We start from the raw sequence: 18,184 nt of genomic DNA on the forward strand, positions 1-18,184 counted from the left end.
AGGAGAGATTATTATGGGAGCTAAAATTGGCATTGATCTTGGCAGCACTGCCATAAAGATTGTAATTGTTAACAATACAGAGCTTATTTGGAAAAAAGCGGTGCCAACAGCACCGGGGCAGGAAGCGTTAGCACTAAAATTAATTGATGACGGACTGGCTGATCTTTCAATCAGAGAAAAGGATATTGAAGGCATTTCTGTCACCGGGTATGGCAAGAACCTGATACACAATGCACATACCGTCATTGATGAAGTTTCCGCCAATGCTTGGGGAGTGTACTTATTAAGTGATAAAAAAGCGCGTACAGTAATTAATATTGGCGGACAGGATATAAAAATTATCCGAATTTCTGAAACTGGAAAACTTAATGATTTTAAAATGAACGATAAATGTGCGGCTGGAACCGGGAGGTTTTTTGAAATGGCTGGGCGTATTTTGGACACACCCATCTATGATTTTGCGGCATTAGCTGACAATGCTGATGCTTCTGTCAACCTCAACAGTACGTGCGCGGTTTTCGCAGAAAGCGAGATCGTATCTCTTTTAGCCAAAGGGACAAAAAAGGAGAACATCATTAGGGGGTTGCATGAATCGATTGCCAGACGCATAGCTGGTATGCTGGGAAATCAAGAAATTGAGGACGATCTGTATCTTGATGGTGGCTCCGCAAATAATGGCGGACTTGCATCCGCAATTGAAGATGAGATCTTTAGAGATGTTAATGTTCTTTCCTATCCCCAGTTCACAGTTGCCTATGGCGCGGCATGTTCTTTGATGTAAGGTTCATCTGCTTGTTACTAATTGTTATTGCCAATACCTGAATTTCAGAAAGGGGTATTGCCATTAATGACATGGCTGGTGATGAAGTGGATTCTGCTAAGTCGCAGTTAGCTGCAGCCAGTTTTCAAGTAGATGTCTATTTTCGTGGTTTAGGCGGAAATATTGAATAGAAAACTAAATACTGATGAGCCAGGTGCCTGAAAAGGCTTAATAGGGAAACCGGTGAAAAACCGGTGCGGTCCCGCCACTGTAATGGGGAGCAAACCTAATGTATGCCACTGAGACTATGAGTCTTGGGAAGGTTTAGGTAAGTGTTGATCCAGAGCCAGGAGAACTGCCTGTCTGACAATCACCGATTTAACCCGCGAGTGATGGGAAGGGGATTTTTAGCGATAGCTTGCTATTCTTTTAACAAGCTACCGAAAGTACCGCCGATACATTTCTGGGTCAGTCCTGGAAGTGTATTTTTTATGTTTGACAGCTATATATTCCGTAGTAAAGAAGTTTACAGGCATAGGCTGGCGGTGTATTGGCAACGCTCCACCGCTAGCGTTTGACTTCCGCTTTTGCCAACACACCACCAGCCTGCAAAAATCTTTAACGCGTTGTATATGTCTGTAGATAATCATGCAAAGGAGAAAAATAATTGATGAAAAAAATGAAAACGACTAAAAAAAGAAATGCTCTGCTGTATGCTATGGTGACAAGCGCGTTGTTATGCCATATTACAGGGGGTGCTCAGGCTGAGGAGCAAGACCAGTTTTCTTTTGATCAGGTCGTGATTACGGCTAATCGTGTGCCAACAAAAATATCGGAAACGGCAGCGAATGTGACGGTAATCACCAGTGAAGAGATTGAGAAAGGAAATTATCACAATTTAGGAGATATATTGAAACATACTCCCGGGGTGAATATCGGCTCATATGGTAGTCCGGGCAGTATTAGTGCTCCTTTTATCAATGGCAGTGAACAGGTCATTGTTATGATTGATGGCCGACGAATGAACATGCCAAATGGCATTGGCGGCTTTGGCTCGGCAACGACTAACTTGACAGGCCTTGTAGGTATAGAAAATATTGAACGTATTGAAATTGTAAAAGGTGGACGATCCGCCTTATATGGTGCGGATGCTGTTGGCGGCGTAATTAATATCATCACCAAAAAAGGTGAAAAAAACCAGACCACTGTCAAAGTTGCTGGTGGTAATTGGGATGGTCGCAATCTTTCAATGACAAATCAGGGAAAAGAGGGTGACTTTGGTTGGTATTTTAGTGCTGATAAAAAACATTTAGGCAATTATACCGATGGCAGTGGTAAGACTGTCGATTATACAGGTGTTGATCAAAATGCGTATACGCTGAGGCTGGATAACAAGGTGGGCAATGGTGATTTGACAGTATCCTATGAATATTTTAATGATGAAAATGAAAGTAAAGCTGCGGCTGAATATGACAAGATCAGGCAGCACAATTGGGATATTACTTACAAAGAAAGCACCTCAGCCACTACCGATTACCAAGTAAAGGTTTATCAGAATGCCTCCCATCGGTTCAGTGAAAGCTCTGACCATGATGTAAGAATTAAAGGATTCAATTATCAAATTAATTCAAAACTTGGTGATAAGCATATGTTGTCCTCAGGTATTGACTGGCGCAAGGATGAAATCCAAAGTTCATCTTATGGCAATAAAGATAATACAGTAAAGGGGCTTTACCTTCAGGATAGATGGGATATCGCTAAAAAATTTAGTTTAACTCCCGGCTTTCGTTACGATGATAATGGCGTATATGGCAAGAGTTCGACTCCACATGTTGCGGCAAATTATCAAGCCAGTGACAGAACTACTTATTATGCATCATGGGGAGAGGTATTTCACGCCCCGCGGTTTGACGATTTGTACTGGCCGCATCAGGTAAATACCTATGGTTCGAAGACCTATACATATGACGGCAATCCTGATTTAAAGCCGGAAACCGGCTGGAGTATGGAATTCGGCATAAACCATAAATTTGACGACACTACGGAAGGGAAGATAGCATATTTTAAACGTAAATTAACAGATGCCATTACTTGGAAGGATATTGGAAAAAATGTAAATAACCAACATTGGATACCGTCAAATGTCGATAAACAAAAAGCCGATGGTGTTGAACTTCAGGTAAGTAAGCAGTTGACTCCTGTACTAAAAGGATTTGTCGGATTTAATTATGTTGATGCCCAAAATAAAAGTGGCAGCGCGGACTATACACAAGACACCAATATTCCTAAAAAGACCTGGAATATTGGTGTATCCTACGCGGATGAAAAAGTAAGTGTTGATGTTAAAGGCACAGCGGCATTTGATCGAACAGACCCTAAATACTACAAGTATATCGAAAAAAGTTTTTGGGTATGGGATGCTGATGTCAATTGGAAATTAAGTAAGGAATATACGACCTTTCTCACTGTTAACAATATTTTTGATAAATACTATGACGGCTATGCCAGTTATCCGCGTGGTGGGCGTAACTATGTAATAGGGGTAAAAGCTGTGTTTTAATGGATAATTTTAGCAATAGCCGTCAAGCAGATTAGTTGGCGGTTATTGGTTTGTTACGATGGGCGGGATATATAGTGTCATAGCTGCCAGTTGGCAGGAATGGAGTGAGCAAATCTAAAAATGAAAAAAATTCTTAACAGCAGAAAGCGCTGGCTGATGTTCGGAGTTGTGGTGGGAGCTGTAGTTTTTCTCGGAGCAGTGGTGTTTTGGAAAACCCATAATACTAGTTCAGTAAATATGGCTAAGGTTAGTGCGCTGAAACCTTTGGTAGCAGTAGAGACTGTTCAGCGGCAGGATATGTTGTCAAGGATTGTATTAAGTGGTCAGACTGTGGCGGCAGCGCAAATCGATATTGCGCCCAAGTATAAGGGGTATGTTACACAGGTTGCCGTAGAATTGGGGCAGGCAGTAACGGCCGGGCAAGTGCTAGTTGTGCAGGATACTCTGGATATTGAGCTATCCATTGCACAGACAACAGCAGCTATCCAGCAGGCCAGTGCCGAAACTACCGAAACACAAGCCACGTATGCGGCAGACTATCAAAAAGCTGAGGCTAATTATGAACGGAATCTTGCTAATTATCATCGTTATCAATCTTTACATACTAGTGGTGCTATTTCCCGTGAGGCACTTGATACAGTAAGGCAGCAAATGATTAATGCCAAATCTGCTTTGGAGGCTTTGCAGAAACAGGCCATGGAAAGCGGCATTCCAGCAGTGTTGGCAATCAAACAGGCCGCATTATCTAAGGCTAGATACAATCTGGAAGCCTTAGAAAAACAGTATAAAGATCGGATATTGCGTGCACCACGGGACGGGATCATCAGTTATCGGCAGGTGGAAGATGGCGCCTTTGTCAAGGCAGGTCAAAAGCTGCTGACTGTTGTCGATAATAGCAGTAGCTACATTGAATGTCAGGTCTCTGAACAGAATGCTGCCCAAATCCGTACCGGCATGCAGGTGAAGATGACTATTGATTCGTTGGGACAGGAATATCCTGGCACGATTATTTATGTGAGTCCGGCAAGTGATGCCAAAGCCCAGGCCTTTACTGTTCGGCTGGCGCTTACACCAGGAGAACCTGCAATACGAAGCGGTATGTTTGCCCATGCCGATATTACAGGTCTGCTTAGACCGCAGACATTATTTGTTGCCAAAACGGCTGTCTTAGAAAAAAACGGCAAGAAATATGTATTTGTAATTAATGACGATAATCAAGCCAAACAACGGCTGGTGACAACTGGACAACGCAATGATGATTCTGTGGAGATACTTACAGGCATTAACGAAGGGGAGCGCGTGGCGGTCAGTAATATCGCCCGCCTAAAACAGGATACGGTAGTTGAAGTGGAAGGAAGAGGAACATCATTATGAACATTACCCGCTTTTCCATTCAGCGTCCTGTAGGCATAACAACGATTGTTATGCTATTTGTGGTGCTTGGTTTGTATAGCTTCTTTCACATCGGGATTGAGTTATTGCCGGCACTAAATAATCCCTATTTCTCTATATCTGTTGAATATTCCGGTGCCAGTGTGGAAGAAGTGGAAGAAAGTGTCATTAAACCTTTAGAGAAGGAACTGGCATCTTTATCCCATTTGCAAAAGATTCTCGCGATAGCCAAACCGGAAAAAGCTACGATAGTATTAGAGTTTGACTATACGGCTAATACCGATATCGCGTCCATTGATGCGTCTAAGGCGATTAACCGGGTGCGCAAAAATCTGCCAGATGAGGTCGATGAGCCTGCGATAATCAGGCGGGACGCCAACTCTGAACCGATTATGGAAATTGCGGTAAAAGCCAAGTATACATTGTCTGATATTTATGGCAAAACGGATCAGATTTTTAAAGAACGGCTACAGCGGGCTGATGGCGTTTCTGATGTTACGGTTGGCGGCGGTCGTGACCGGGAAGTGGCTATTTTGGTGGACCGCAATAAATTATCTTTGTACAATTTGTCGCTAGACCAGATTGCTAAGCGCATTGCCGAAGATAATCTGCTGCTGCCTGCCGGTTCGGTATATACGGATACGCAGGAAAGTGATGTACGCTTGGCAGCCTGTTATAATTCACCAGATGAAATTAAACGGTTATATCTTCCCAATGCCAATGGTGCCGCTATTCCTTTAACTGAGATTGCAGAAGTAACTGAGCAAGACAGCCGTGTAAGCCGCTATGCCAGGATAAACGGAGACGATACGGTTTCGTTAAAAGTGTATAAAAACAGTGATGCCAATATTGTTAATACTGTTAAGGCTATACAGGCGCAACTGGCAGCGCTGCAAAGCGAATATCCGGACTATCAGTTTATTGTGGTGGCTAATGATGCCAATTATATTGATAAATCATTGAATAACACACTGACTGCGCTGGTCGAGGGCATACTTACCACTGGCTTAGTGCTGTTTTTGTTCCTGCGCGGGTGGCGGTCAACAGTTGCCGTCATGATTGCCATACCTACCTCATTAATCTCTACTTTTTTGGTTATGTATGCGGTAGGCTTTACCTTTAATATGATGTCTTTGATGGGTATGGCTTTGTGCATTGGGATATTGGTTGATGATGCGATTGTTGTTCTAGAAAATATTCACCGGCATCGGCAAATGGGAAAGACACCCGCAGTAGCTGCAGAAGAAGGCCGCAATGAAATTGGTATGGCCGCGATTGCGATGACCTTGTGCGATGTAGTCGTGTTTTTGCCGATTGCCTTTATGACTGATATGACTGGTCAGTACTTTCGCCAATTTGGCTTAACGATTGTATTTGCCACGTTGTTTTCGTTGTTCATATCATTTACGCTGACGCCTATGCTGGCCTCACGTTTGTTTACAACCAGGGCATCGCAGGAAGCTTCGGGGAAAATATGGGTGTTTGTAGACAAGTTAGAAGCAGCCGCAGTTAAGAGATACGAGCAGCTATTATGCTGGAGTTTGGCAAATGGCAAACGGGTTGTCGGTACTGTTCTTATTTTGTTTATTGCCACTATTTTGTTGTTGCCAACCGGGATTATTGGCGCCGAGTATATGCCACTGACAGATGAAAGCAGCTTCCAGATTTCTGTTGAATTACCGGTAGGTCAAAATCTGGAGATGACAGATGCGGTAGTGGCTGAGTTAGAGCAGTATGTACTGTCAATCCCCGAAGTAACGTATTGTTTAAGTGATGTAGGGTTGATCAGCAGTAACAAAGCCAAGCTGACCGTGCAGCTTGTTGGTAAAAGAGAACGTAGTCGCAGTGTTTGGCAAATTACTGATGCTACCAGAAGCTTTGCTAAAAATAATCTTTCACAAGCAGCGGTACGAATTTTCTGAATCAAAGTCATCAGTAGCCGGTATTTCAACAGGTGGTGGAGAAGAGCACTCCTCACTGCTGATTTATTTGTTGGGATCAGATATGGATAGCTTGATTAAAGCTTCCTATCAAATGCAAAAAAAACTGACCAAGGTTACAGGCACCAAAGATATTCGGAGTAATTACCGGGTAGGGGTTCCTGAATTCAAACTAACAGTGGACCGGGACAGAATGAAATTTTTCAATACCTCGGTGCAGGATATTAAGGAAGCATTTGCTGGTGCTATTAGTGGCAAAAAGGCTGGTGTACTACCAAATGACAGTCAAAATAACGGGCGGGATACAGATATTGTTGTCCGGCTCAAGGGCAGTGATAGTTTTAAACCCTCTGACCTGACAAGTATTCCGGTTAAGGCTGATAATAAAACAGTGTTTCTTGGTGATGTGGCCCATATTGAAGAAACGGTTGGGCCTACTGGCATTACCAGGGTTAATAAGCAGCGATCTGTCATTGTACAAGCCAATGTAACCGACCGACCGTTAAACGAAGTGGTGCAAGAACTGGAAAGCTTAATTAAACAAGAAGGGTTGTCTGAGGGAGTGACCTACCGTTTGGGCGGTCAGGCGGCTAATATGGGCAGCAGCTATGGCGAAATTATCCAGGCGTTACTCTTATCTCTCTTATTGGTGTATATGCTGCTTGCCGTATTATATGAATCGGCCTTCACGCCCATGATCCGGATGCTATCCTTGCCGCTAGGCTTAATCGGGAGTTTGCTGTTGCTCCTATTTACCAATAATACCATCAATATCTACTCGCTTATCGGCTTTTTAGTCATGGATGGGCTGGTAGCCAAAAATGGCACTTTGCTGCTTGATTATACGCTGACGCTAATGGGACGGGGAATGAGCGCCTATGAGGCGTTGGTGGAAGCAGGCAAGACCCGCCTGAAGCCCATCTTTATGACCACCCTTACCATGGTTGTGGGGATGCTGCCAACTGCTTTGTCTTTAAATGAAGGAGAAGAGACGAGGGTTAGTATGGCCTGGGTAATCATTGGCGGGTTGGTATCATCTACGGTATTTACTTTGCTTGTTATTCCGATTGTTTTCTTGTTTTTTGAACACTATCCTGTACGGAGCTGGTTTACAGGTGCGCTCGGCTATGTAAAAAGATGGACAGGTTATTAGATTACTGCCGGTGATGAGGCCGGGGAAAAGGCACTTTTATTGATTATTGAGAGAGGTTTTTCCATTGAAAAAAAATGTCTTGCCAAGCCAATTAAATAAGTCCTATAAGAATGTATTTGACAATACCTACCAAAGAGTGATAAAATTAATAATAAATGAATATAGTTGAGTCAGGTGCCCTTAGGGGCTTAATAGGGAAGATCGGTGTAACACCGGCGCGGTCCCGCCACTGTAATGGGGAGTGAATCCAAGAATATGCCACTGGGACGAGAGTCTTGGGAAGGTTTGGACAAGCTATGATCCAGAGCCAGGAGAACTGCCTGTCTAAAGATCGCCGTTTTACCCACGAGTGATGGGGAGGAGATTACAGTTGCATCTGCTTATTTTGGAGTCATTCCAAGTAAGCTATGTTGTTTTGCTGAATTTACTCCTGGTCGTAGACCAGGAGTTTCTATTTGGTTTTATGCTGTAGAATCCTCCTGGCTGCCCATGGTAGCCGGGAGTTTCTTATTAGTGTCATTCTTCTATACTCCTTCATGTTTGCGGGCCTACTGTGGCCCGCGCTTTTTTTACTTCGCGGGTCAAATAGCTTATATAGGTTAATGGCAGCGATATGCGACGCTGCTTATTGTCAGCAGCGAAGGTGAAATAGATGGGTATAACTTATTGCTGCAGATGTGTAAACAATAACAAGCAGGAGGAGAAAACAATATGTGTAAATATGTTCCAAAAAATTGGCCGGTAGATACCGCTGATCAGTCAAAACAAGTAAGTAAATCTGCGAAGAGCGTTTATTTGAATAATAATACCTTGCAGGTAACTGCTTCACAGGATCAGGAGGGGTGTTTTAAGGCAAGGCAGATGGCTTATCTCAGGAAAAAATGTTGGATATGAATTCAGATCTTGCACATTCTGTACAGTATTTTACCAAGGATACCAACAAATTTGCAGTAAAGAGGGGTCTACTATTATGTCAGAAACCAAAGGCATGATTATTGTAAACACGGGAACCGGCAAGGGAAAAACGACTGCTGCCTTGGGGGTGGGGATGCGGGCATGGGGCCAGGGACTTAAGGTGTTGGTTTTACAATTCATTAAGGGCGGCTGGAAATCTGGTGAATTGCAGGCTGCCGAGAGAATGGGAGATAATTTTGTCATCCGTCAATTGGGCGAAGGTTTTGTGACAAATACAACAGGGGATGGCAAAACTGATCACCAAGAGGCTGCCAAACAAGCGCTCCATGACGCGAGAACGGAAATCATGTCCGGTAAATGGGACATGATTATCCTTGATGAAATCAATTATGCAATTATGTTCGGACTGGTTCCTGTGAACGAAGTAATTCAGTTGCTGAAAACTAAGCCACAGTCCTTGCACTTGGTGCTTACCGGACGTGAAGCGCGGCAGGAAATCATGGACAAGGCAGATTTGGTAACTGTAATGAAAGAGATTAAACATCCCTATAAAACGGGAGTGATGGCGCAAAAGGGTATCGAATTCTAAATGAAACCGTGATAAGATAGTTCCGGGGAATTATCATATATCTCGACGTTCCTACCTAACCTATTTATTAAACATGGCAGGAATTTCATATTCTATGTAGAAAAATATAAAAGCTAATACTATCCAGCATAAATAAATATAACAATACTAAATGACAGATACGAATATGAGTTAATGCTGAATATGTTCAATATAATGCGTAAATTTACTTTAATGACAGATTTATCTTTTGCGGCGAGTTAAGACTCCCGCCTCTGCAAGCGGCGTTTGTTCAAGTGGGGTAGACTCCCCACCTGAACCCGCCGATGTTTCAGCTATGCTGAAACAAGTTCATTTGACGCATGGTTGTAATATCTAATATATAAATAGTCTGTAAAAAATTAATGGAAAAGACTAGTTGCACAGTTTTATTAGTTTAACTAACTATTTTTCGAGGTGATTCCTTGTCCCAATATGACAAAACAGAGCAGCTGTATACCTTGATTCATAAGATTAACCGCAAACTGAGACACCCGAAGTTCAACTCGACAGACCAGAATGTAGTACCATCTATTACAAAAGTTCAGTGGTGGATATTAAAGACTGTGTGGGAGCAGAAGCAATGTACTGCCGGATATCTTGCGAAAATGATAGGTGTTCGCCCCAGTACCATGTCGCAAATGCTCGATCGCTTGGAAAAGGCCGGTTTCGTTTCCCGCTTTACAGATCCTGCCGATGCCAGAGTGCGGATAATCCGCTTAACCGATAGAGGGCAAAACATGTTTCACAACTCTGAATCCAAGTTTGTCGAAAAATTAGCCGGTCCCCTCGGGTACTTGACCCCGGAAGAACAGCAATTCTTAATAGTATTACTGGAAAAATTGGCTGAGCACTTTCCACAGCCAAAAAATAACTGACGACTCCCCAAGCGAGAAACTGCAAATTAATAAGCTAATAACCGGGATGGATCGTAACACTATTTATTTAGTTTAACCAACTATTTTTAGGTTTTGATATGCAGAGTGTAATGACCTTTGATAGGACAAAACCTATTTCATCACGCAGAAACCAAGTTTGTCGAAGAATTGGCTAAGCACTTTCCGCCGCAAAAAATAACTGAACTACACTCCAAGCGAGAAACCGCAGATTAATAAGTTAATAACCGGGATAGATCGTAACACTGTTTATTTAGTTTAACTAACTATTGAGGAGATGACAGATCGTGTTAATAAATGAAACTGGTGCCAGGGAACTTAACGTATTTATCTTTGCTCTAATGGCATTAACCTCGGTGGGCTATTTTATCTGCGGGGTTTTTCGCCGTTATCGTTTTACGCAATTAGGCCGAAGAGAAAACCGTCACAGTCATCCTGTTGAACGGTGGAAATATTTTTTTACTAATGTAGTTGCACAAAGGAAGGTCCGGGAATACCCCGTGTTTGGTTTGTTTCACCTGTTCATAGTGTTCGGCTTTCTGATTTTATTGGTTGGTATGCCGAATATGGCCACAGAAGGACTGTTTAATACCAATATTCACTATATAGGGGATAATTATTATTTTTTGTTTATAAAAGATATCTGTAATGCTTTGATCATAGTTGGCGTAGTAGGGGCTGCAACCCGTAGAACGGTCAGGAAGCCGGAATGGCTGAAGAACGGTGTCGCCGACTTTGTTAAACTTGGCTTGATTTTAACCATTGTATTGACTGAGGTTGGTTTTCACGCTGTCCGGTTTGCCTTAGGGCAAGACCTGAATTTGATTACAGCTGCCCCGCTGGCTTTTGCCAGTTCACAGTTTTTTGTAAATAGTAACGAAGTTACTTTATATCAGGTTATGCCTATTTTCTGGTGGACTCATTTCCTGGCTGTATTTTCATTGTGTTTTATTATTCCTAATTCTTCGCATTTACATCTGGTTTTTGCTCCTTTTAACGCTTATTGGCATACCCTTGCTCCTAAGGGAGCTTTAAGTAAAATCCAGCAGGACGGTAAGTGCAAAGCTGTTATTGGGGCCAACTACATGGAGGATTTTACCTGGAAGCAACTGTTTGATGTGTATTCCTGTGTTAAATGTGGCCGGTGTAATGGCCAATGTCCGGGTCAATTAAGTGGCGAACCGCTTAAACCACGAGCCATAAATGGTCGTCTGCGTAAACACATCGAAGCAAGGGCTCCCCGGTTACTAGAGGGAAAAACTTCCAGGGATATCACAAAACAAGAAATAGGTACAAAAACAGATAAAGCAAATAAAACAGATAAAAAGGCCAATGGAGATAAATTCAAAAAAAATCTAGCCGGGGGGTTGTTTGATCAGGAATTTATTTGGAGTTGCACAACCTGTGGGGCCTGCCTGGAGGCCTGCCCGGTATCCATTGAACATATTAGCAAACTAATTGATATGCGGCGTTACCTGGTATTGACCGCAGGTAATGTCAGTGAAGGTATGAAGCAAGTCTTTGCCGGGATCGCCGGCCAGGGCAGTCCTTGGGGTTATAGCCGCAAAGCTGGTCTTCCATGGGCCAAGGAGTTGTTTGTACCTACTATTCAGGAAAATCCGCAGGCGGAATATCTCTATTACGCCGGTTGTGCAGCTGCTTTTGATGCCAAAGCGCAAAAAACGGCAGCAGCCTTTATAAAACTTTTACAGGCGGCTAACGTCAACTTTGCTGTTCTTGGTAGTTTGGAATGGTGCTGCGGGGATACTGCCCGGCGCATGGGCAATGAATTTCTCTTTGAAAAAGCAGTAAATGATAATATTGCTACTTGGAATAAGCTGGGGATAAAAAAAATCATTACTACTTGTCCACATTGTTTTAACACCTTGAAAAATGAATATCCTCAATATGGTGGCGGGTTTGAAGTACTACACCATGCTGATTTTTTGGCGAACTTACTCCGGGAGGGGAAGCTGTTGGCTAATAAATCGTTTGCTAAGGTGGTTGTATTTCACGATCCGTGCTATTTAGGGCGGTATAATGATGTATTCAGTCTGCCGCGGGAGGTTATCAAAGCGGTTCCTGAGATTCAGCTAGCAGAAATGCCGCGTTCAAAGCAGCGAGCTTTTTGCTGCGGGGCTGGTGGCGGTAGGGTTTGGACAACGCCTACAGCCGATAATTTGATCACCGGTAATCGCGTCAAAGAAGCTGTTGCAACCGGGGCAGAAGTAATTGGGACTGCCTATCCATTTTGTAAAATGGTTTTCTCTGAAGCAGTGAAATTGGAAGGTTCTCATAATATTGAGGTTTTGGATATTGCTGAAATTTTAGCATCAAGTTTGTAATCTAAAATAAATTAAGTCATTGGTGCCGGGAAGGGGGACATCGGGTGAGTGTACAACAAAAGGGGCGATGGTGTTGTAATTAGTGTCCCAATTGATTCTCGGGTTTACTGGGGGTGTTATAGCATATTTCGCATGTGAACGATTGGCTTTTTTAAGACAAATTTCTCGAAAATGTAAATAACCATATTTTCTTAAATACTAGTACATTTTAAAGAGTGGCGGTGTAAGATATGCAAATTCTTGTGTGTATTGATGATACGGATAATATAGAAAGTAGAGGAACAGGGGAACTGGCCGAAATGATTGCGCAGGCTATTGAGAAACATGACTGGGGTAAGTGTTCTTGGATTACACGCCACCAGTTGCTGCTTGATCCGGCTGTTCCATATACTTCGCATAATAGTTCAATGTGTTTTAAAGCTGATATCAACATTGAATATTTGCAGCTGATTATTGACTATGCAGCTAAGTTTCTTGAGCAGGAAAGTCAAGTAGAGGCCGATCCCGGTTTATGTGTAGCCGTTATTGATGACTTTCTTGATAGTAAAAGTTTGATAGATTTTGGATACAGAGTAAAGCAGGAAGTAGTCACAAAAGATGCTGCCTATAACTTGGCTAGCCGGTTGAATGTTCATCTTTCTGAGCATGGAGGCACTGGACAGGGAATCATCGGGGCTTTAGCCGGAGCCGGTTTGCGTTTAAGTGACAACGATGGCTGGGTAAAGGGAAAGGTCAAAATTAATGTACCTAATAACATCATAAATGTTAGGGATCTTTGTTCCCATCCCGCTATTGACAAGGTAAGAAATATCCAGGGAGGATATTTGGAAGATTCTGAATTAATTTTATTGGGAGATATGGTTAAGTCGCTTCTTATGGATGGTAGTGCAGTAGTTTTAGTCCATAAATTAGATGAAGCTAATGATTTAAGTTTATGGACAACCTGTTCTAAAAAACAACTTGCTAACTATGAGGAGATGAGAACACTTGTGGAGAACCAATGAAAGTGGCGAAAAAGAGTTTAGTGGTGGTAAGAAGGATTGGGTTGGGGCCGCTTCTACGGCTGCCAGCTGTCTATCCTTTCAATCTGACGTTGAAGAAGAAACGGTAGCAGATGAAACAATTTCCTGCTATAACTGCCGTTTTCGCCGGTGGACCAGATCTTCTTTTATCTGTTGTAATTCGGCAACAGATAATCCAACATTGAATACATAACGAGCTTTGTTAATAAATAATATGAGTAAATAGCCACGAAGGTATTACGGTTAAGAATGACCGTAATACCTTCGTGGTTTTTTATTTTGAGTGTGGCGTAGATAAAAATTCATTTTGATGCCTGTGACACCTACCTAAATATTTTTTTAACATGGCAGGAATTTCATAATCAATGTAGAAACATATATAAACTAAAATAGCCAATATAAATAAACATAAACATACTAAATTACAGATGCAGATATAAGTTAATGCTGATTATGTGCTATATATGATGAGAAAATTTACTTTAATGATAGATTTTCTTGACTCTTAGTTATAATATATTACTTGATAAACTAACAATAACTAATATAAATATAAATAGTCTATAAAATCTTAATGGAATCCAGTTCATTTTAACTGATTATTGCACAGGCAGACTAACTATCGAGTTCAATGGCGCACCAATTGCGTGGTAATGTTTACTACTCATGGAAGAGACTAGTTATGCTATTTTTTTTAGTTTAACTAACTATTTTGAAGTGATTCTGTCTCTATATGACAAAGCAGAGCAGTTGTATACCTTGTTCATAAGATTAACTGCAAGTTGCAAAACCCGAAGTTCGACTCGACAGACCAGAATGTATTACCACCTATTACAAAGGTTCAAACTGGTGGATACTGAAGACTGCGCGGAAACGAAAGCAATGTACTGCCGGATATCTGCGAAAATGATAGGTGTTCGTCCCCGCACCATTTTGTTTACACAGATCCTGCCGAACGCCGGAGTGATAATTTGCTTAATCGATAAAGGCAAAACATATTGCCTTTTTATTTAGTTCAACTAACTATTTTCAATCACCGCAACCATCATAATCAATGTAATTTTAGGTCAATGTATTATATTAGGGAGTGAAGTGTTATGACTACGGAAATTGCTCAATTAATAAAGCAGCTATACGAGGTTGGTTACAGTCATTATCAAATAGAAGAAATAATTAGGGAGACTACAGGAACAGTTAGAATCAAAGACCTAGATTCGCAACAGGGTATTGATTTGATCCAAACTTTAGAAGATTATATACGTTTTTCCATCAAGTGTCGTCAGGGTGTAAAATAGTGAATTTTTTTGGCACTATATAATGAAATGGTTTGGGAAATGACAGTCTGTTGAAAAAAGGTTATGCTTTCGGGTTTCCTAGCTTACATAGAAAAAGTGGGAGAACAAACCACACTCATGCGGAGCTGGAAAATCATAAATAAGTCACTGGTGCAGGGAAGGAGGGGACATCAGGTAAGTGTATGATGAAGGGAGGCGAGGGGATATATTGCGGCTGCAAGGCAAGATCTTCTGCAGGAATAATTAATTCGCAAAAGTTTAGAGACCAATATACAATTTAGATGCACTTAGATAGGCTGATGTTTATGGAGGGGTATAAGAAAATGAGAAAAACAAAAAAAGTAGCAGTTATAGTTGGATGCATACTGATATATTCTAGTTTCGCGGCCATGGCAGCTGCAGAAGAAGCCAATAACAGTGATACAACACTTGACGAAGTAGTAGTAACTGGCTCTAAGCTTAATCCACTCAAAATTCCTGTCAAAATGACTGTGATCACAGCAGATGAGATAAAAGCCAAAGGGGCCCAAGATGCGGCTGAGGCATTGAAAGATGTAGCCGGCTTATATGTTACCAGTAGTAATACAAAGGGTAAAAAGTATGCCCAATTTCGCGGCAGCGATGCTAATAGCACTAAGGTAATTGTTGATGGAGTGATGCTCAGTACAGTTGGTGACGGGAGGACAGATTTATCACTTATACCTGCAGATAATATCGAGAAGATTGAGGTAATAAAAGGCCCTGCGCCCGTAATGTACGGTACCAACGCTCCTGGCGGACTAATATTTATAACTACTAAAAGTGGCAGTAAGGGAAGTTCCGGTTCTATATCGATAGCAAAGGGAAGTTGGGACACCGAAACATATTCGCTTTCATTTGGCGGCGATACCGGAAAGGTTAACTATTATTTTGGTGTGAAAAAACAAGATACTGACGGCTATACAACCCACTCTGCCGAAAAATCAGAATCCTACAATGGAAAAGTTCGTTGGAATCTTAATCCTAAAGCTTCTCTGACCGTATTTGGCTCGTATTCAGACACTACCAAACAATTTCCTAATCGTATTGATCCTGTTACTGGCCAAATAAAAAACTATCCTGGTTCAGGCGGTACGCTTTCTTCACGAAACAATTATTTTGGCGGCGGTGGCTCTGGCCTTACTTATGACTGGGCATATGATCCGATTAAACAATCGTACATCGGTGCCGTATATGACCAAAAGCTAGACAATAATAGCGATCTCAGCTTGAAAGTTTATCAATCCAACCAAAAAAGTCTGCTTACTACTTCCGGTTATCAGCGTGTGGATTGGGATGGCGATGTAACGGGTTATGAATTGCAGCATACGATTAAAACAAGCAAAGTAAATACTGCTTCATGGGGTTATTCCTACGAGACCAGAGACTTCACTGAAATAACGCCCAATGGTTCTGGCACAACTCCCAATGGTACATATAACCGCGGTGACTATGATTACACCGGCAAAAGCTTTTATATCCAAGACGTACTTAAGGTCAACAACAGACTGAATACCAGCTTTGGCTACAGGCATAACGAAACCGATGATCGTATCATAGTAAGAACAACAGCATATACCCCAAACTATCAAGATATACGCGGTAACTATTCATCAGATGATCCGGTTTTCACTTTAAATTATAAGCTAAGCGAAAATACTGCTTTACATGGCTCAATCGGAAAAAGCTTCAGATCTCCTAATGCCATGGAACGGTCTGCACCGCTTACTAATAATAATCTTTTGCCTGAGGAAGCCCTTAACCGCGAAGTGGGACTGTCTTCCTCGACCAAGTCTGGACTTGGATTTGATGTTACCTATTTTACCAGAGACATAACAAATATGATTAAAGGCAATGGTGCGGGCGGCGGTCGTACCCAGTACTACAACATACCAGATGTTGACATGCATGGCTTTGAGGCCGAGATCAGCAAAAAAATCAGTCCATGTATTAAAGGATTCGCAAATTACTCATATACAAATGCTTATGACACTCGAGTGAAGACACAAGTAAGTGATGTCCCTTATCGAAAGTTCTCATATGGTCTTAATTATGCAGGAAAAGATGGAATAAATGCCAACCTGGCCGTTAACTATGTTGGAGCAGTAAGAAGTATGTTTAGTCAGGGCAATGGCAATGGTTCTAGCGATGGCAATACTAGTGTAAGTGACGATATCTGGGCATCATCCAAGTCTTTGCCAGCATACCATGTCGTTGATCTAAAAGTCAGCAAGACCGTAAAGAATACCGAGTACTATGTTAAAGTACTAAACCTATTTGATAAGGAGTATTACCAAGGGGCATACCTTGTTGCGCCTGGCCGATATACAGAGGTCGGTACAACCATTAAGTTTTAATCAATAGTTGAATGGTTTAAAAAAGTAGCCATAGCGATTTCGGAAAATATGCAGAAAAGGTAAACAGTGCCTACCTTTTCTGCATATTATGCATATTAATGGAATGATCACCTTTTAATGCATGGATTGTGATATTGAGGCAGGCTATTAAAGGGAGCTTTTAATGATGCTAGAAAAAAATCAATCGGTAATTAGAAATAACTTTAGAATTTTCGGAATGGCCCTTACGCAAGCATTGGTGGTTACAATTTTTGGTGTAGTGGCGGCTATTGGGAATGTAGCCTTAAAATTACCTTTGCATCTTCCAGGACATAGGGGTCTGTTTATTATGTTAGCAATAACTGCGTGCTGCATTATGATAAGGAAACCGGGCGCTGGAACACTGGCTGGTTTTATTGCCGGCTTTGTTACGGTATTTATCGCGCCGGGTGTCAAAGGGATTTTTGCTTTTTTTGATTTTTTATTACCAGGAATAGTGATGGATGTATTTGTAAGCGTAATTCCGATAGCAATAAATAAATGGTATATGATAGGAACGATAGCTGGGTTAGCCCAGCTATCAAAGGTTTTGGTTAATTATATTTTTGGAAGCATCTTGGATTTACCAATGTCCTTCTTATCTCTAGGGCTTAGTGTTGTATTGGTGTCCCACTTGATTCTTGGGTTTACTGGGGGTGTAATAGCATATTTTGTATGCGCGAGAGTGGTTGGTTTAAGACAAATTTCTCAAAAATGATGGTATTGGCCCCCGGAAGAACTGCACACATAAAATTGCATGAAGGTAGAGGGCCAAAATGGCTGAAATGGCTGAATTTCAAAGGATATTCAGAAAAAATAGTTGAAAATACAAAAAAAATGAGTATAATATAATAATAAGATTGAATTTTATAAATAGCATGAGTAGCTTGAATATGATATTGGAAC

14 protein-coding genes and 2 riboswitches are annotated in these 18,184 nt (G+C 41.6%); all 14 genes read left to right on the plus strand.

Going from position 1 to position 18,184, the window contains the following annotated elements; genetic code table 11:
* The first annotated feature begins 13 nt into the window (after positions 1–13).
* The 14 genes from SALPA_RS25860 (at position 14) to SALPA_RS25920 (ending at position 17,996) form a co-directional block, all read left to right on the plus strand.
* Positions 14–781: an acyl-CoA dehydratase activase gene (locus SALPA_RS25860; protein ID WP_145100877.1), complete on the plus strand. Its 768-nt coding sequence runs from the start codon at positions 14–16 to the stop codon at positions 779–781.
* 174 nt (positions 782–955) lie between these two features.
* Positions 956–1,138, plus strand: a riboswitch (cobalamin riboswitch).
* A 292-nt stretch (positions 1,139–1,430) separates the two neighbouring features.
* Positions 1,431–3,320 (plus strand): TonB-dependent siderophore receptor, encoded by a 1,890-nt coding sequence (locus tag SALPA_RS25870; protein ID WP_145100880.1) that lies wholly within the window; start codon positions 1,431–1,433, stop codon positions 3,318–3,320.
* A gap of 120 nt (positions 3,321–3,440) precedes the next feature.
* Positions 3,441–4,694: an efflux RND transporter periplasmic adaptor subunit gene (locus tag SALPA_RS25875; protein ID WP_145100883.1), complete on the plus strand. Its 1,254-nt coding sequence runs from the start codon at positions 3,441–3,443 to the stop codon at positions 4,692–4,694.
* Entirely contained in the window at positions 4,691–6,634 is a 1,944-nt protein-coding gene (locus tag SALPA_RS31705; RefSeq protein WP_255451365.1) for an efflux RND transporter permease subunit, read from the plus strand. Before SALPA_RS25875 ends, SALPA_RS31705 begins: the two co-directional genes overlap by 4 nt.
* Positions 6,591–7,805 carry an efflux RND transporter permease subunit gene (locus tag SALPA_RS31710; RefSeq protein WP_255451366.1) on the plus strand — a complete coding sequence of 405 codons (1,215 nt, stop codon included), beginning with the start codon at positions 6,591–6,593 and terminating at the stop codon, positions 7,803–7,805. Before SALPA_RS31705 ends, SALPA_RS31710 begins: the two co-directional genes overlap by 44 nt.
* 155 nt (positions 7,806–7,960) lie before the next feature.
* Positions 7,961–8,144: riboswitch (cobalamin riboswitch) on the plus strand.
* 372 nt (positions 8,145–8,516) lie between these two features.
* Positions 8,517–8,699, plus strand: coding sequence for a hypothetical protein (locus SALPA_RS30630; protein WP_222428127.1), 183 nt, complete (start codon positions 8,517–8,519; stop codon positions 8,697–8,699).
* A gap of 76 nt (positions 8,700–8,775) precedes the next feature.
* Complete coding sequence (cobO, locus tag SALPA_RS25885) at positions 8,776–9,309, plus strand: cob(I)yrinic acid a,c-diamide adenosyltransferase (RefSeq protein WP_145100886.1); 534 nt, start codon at positions 8,776–8,778, stop codon at positions 9,307–9,309.
* Positions 9,310–9,788: 479 nt separating this feature from the next.
* Positions 9,789–10,205 carry a MarR family winged helix-turn-helix transcriptional regulator gene (locus SALPA_RS25890; protein WP_222428128.1) on the plus strand — a complete coding sequence of 139 codons (417 nt, stop codon included), beginning with the start codon at positions 9,789–9,791 and terminating at the stop codon, positions 10,203–10,205.
* A 305-nt stretch (positions 10,206–10,510) separates the two neighbouring features.
* The gene (locus SALPA_RS25895) at positions 10,511–12,568 is read left to right on the plus strand and encodes a (Fe-S)-binding protein (protein ID WP_145100891.1); all 2,058 of its coding nucleotides are present in this window, start codon (positions 10,511–10,513) and stop codon (positions 12,566–12,568) included.
* A gap of 230 nt (positions 12,569–12,798) precedes the next feature.
* Positions 12,799–13,572, plus strand: a complete 774-nt coding sequence (locus SALPA_RS25900; protein ID WP_145100894.1) for a hypothetical protein — start codon at positions 12,799–12,801, stop codon at positions 13,570–13,572.
* On the plus strand, positions 13,556–13,783 hold the full coding sequence (locus SALPA_RS25905) for a hypothetical protein (RefSeq protein WP_145100897.1): 228 nt from the start codon (positions 13,556–13,558) through the stop codon (positions 13,781–13,783). Before SALPA_RS25900 ends, SALPA_RS25905 begins: the two co-directional genes overlap by 17 nt.
* 904 nt (positions 13,784–14,687) lie before the next feature.
* Positions 14,688–14,885, plus strand: coding sequence for a hypothetical protein (locus SALPA_RS25910; RefSeq protein ID WP_145100900.1), 198 nt, complete (start codon positions 14,688–14,690; stop codon positions 14,883–14,885).
* A 323-nt stretch (positions 14,886–15,208) separates the two neighbouring features.
* Positions 15,209–17,260 carry a TonB-dependent receptor gene (locus SALPA_RS25915; protein WP_145100902.1) on the plus strand — a complete coding sequence of 684 codons (2,052 nt, stop codon included), beginning with the start codon at positions 15,209–15,211 and terminating at the stop codon, positions 17,258–17,260.
* A 163-nt stretch (positions 17,261–17,423) separates the two neighbouring features.
* Positions 17,424–17,996: a hypothetical protein gene (locus SALPA_RS25920; RefSeq protein WP_145100905.1), complete on the plus strand. Its 573-nt coding sequence runs from the start codon at positions 17,424–17,426 to the stop codon at positions 17,994–17,996.
* Positions 17,997–18,184 lie beyond the last annotated feature (188 nt).

The organism is Sporomusa sp. KB1 (assembly GCF_007830295.1).
In the GTDB taxonomy this organism is placed as follows: domain Bacteria; phylum Bacillota; class Negativicutes; order Sporomusales; family Sporomusaceae; genus Sporomusa.

Bases quoted from the DNA above. Each gene is read 5' to 3' on its own strand.
- SALPA_RS25915 (WP_145100902.1), top strand. From the start codon at position 15,209: ATGAGAAAAACAAAAAAAGTAGCAGTTATAGTTGGATGCATACTGATA.
- SALPA_RS25900 (WP_145100894.1), top strand. From the start codon at position 12,799: ATGCAAATTCTTGTGTGTATTGATGATACGGATAATATAGAAAGTAGA.
- SALPA_RS30630 (WP_222428127.1), top strand. From the start codon at position 8,517: ATGTGTAAATATGTTCCAAAAAATTGGCCGGTAGATACCGCTGATCAG.
- SALPA_RS25860 (WP_145100877.1), top strand. From the start codon at position 14: ATGGGAGCTAAAATTGGCATTGATCTTGGCAGCACTGCCATAAAGATT.
- SALPA_RS25910 (WP_145100900.1), top strand. From the start codon at position 14,688: ATGACTACGGAAATTGCTCAATTAATAAAGCAGCTATACGAGGTTGGT.
- cobO (WP_145100886.1), top strand. From the start codon at position 8,776: ATGTCAGAAACCAAAGGCATGATTATTGTAAACACGGGAACCGGCAAG.
- SALPA_RS25870 (WP_145100880.1), top strand. From the start codon at position 1,431: ATGAAAAAAATGAAAACGACTAAAAAAAGAAATGCTCTGCTGTATGCT.
- SALPA_RS31705 (WP_255451365.1), top strand. From the start codon at position 4,691: ATGAACATTACCCGCTTTTCCATTCAGCGTCCTGTAGGCATAACAACG.
- SALPA_RS25875 (WP_145100883.1), top strand. From the start codon at position 3,441: ATGAAAAAAATTCTTAACAGCAGAAAGCGCTGGCTGATGTTCGGAGTT.
- SALPA_RS25920 (WP_145100905.1), top strand. From the start codon at position 17,424: ATGATGCTAGAAAAAAATCAATCGGTAATTAGAAATAACTTTAGAATT.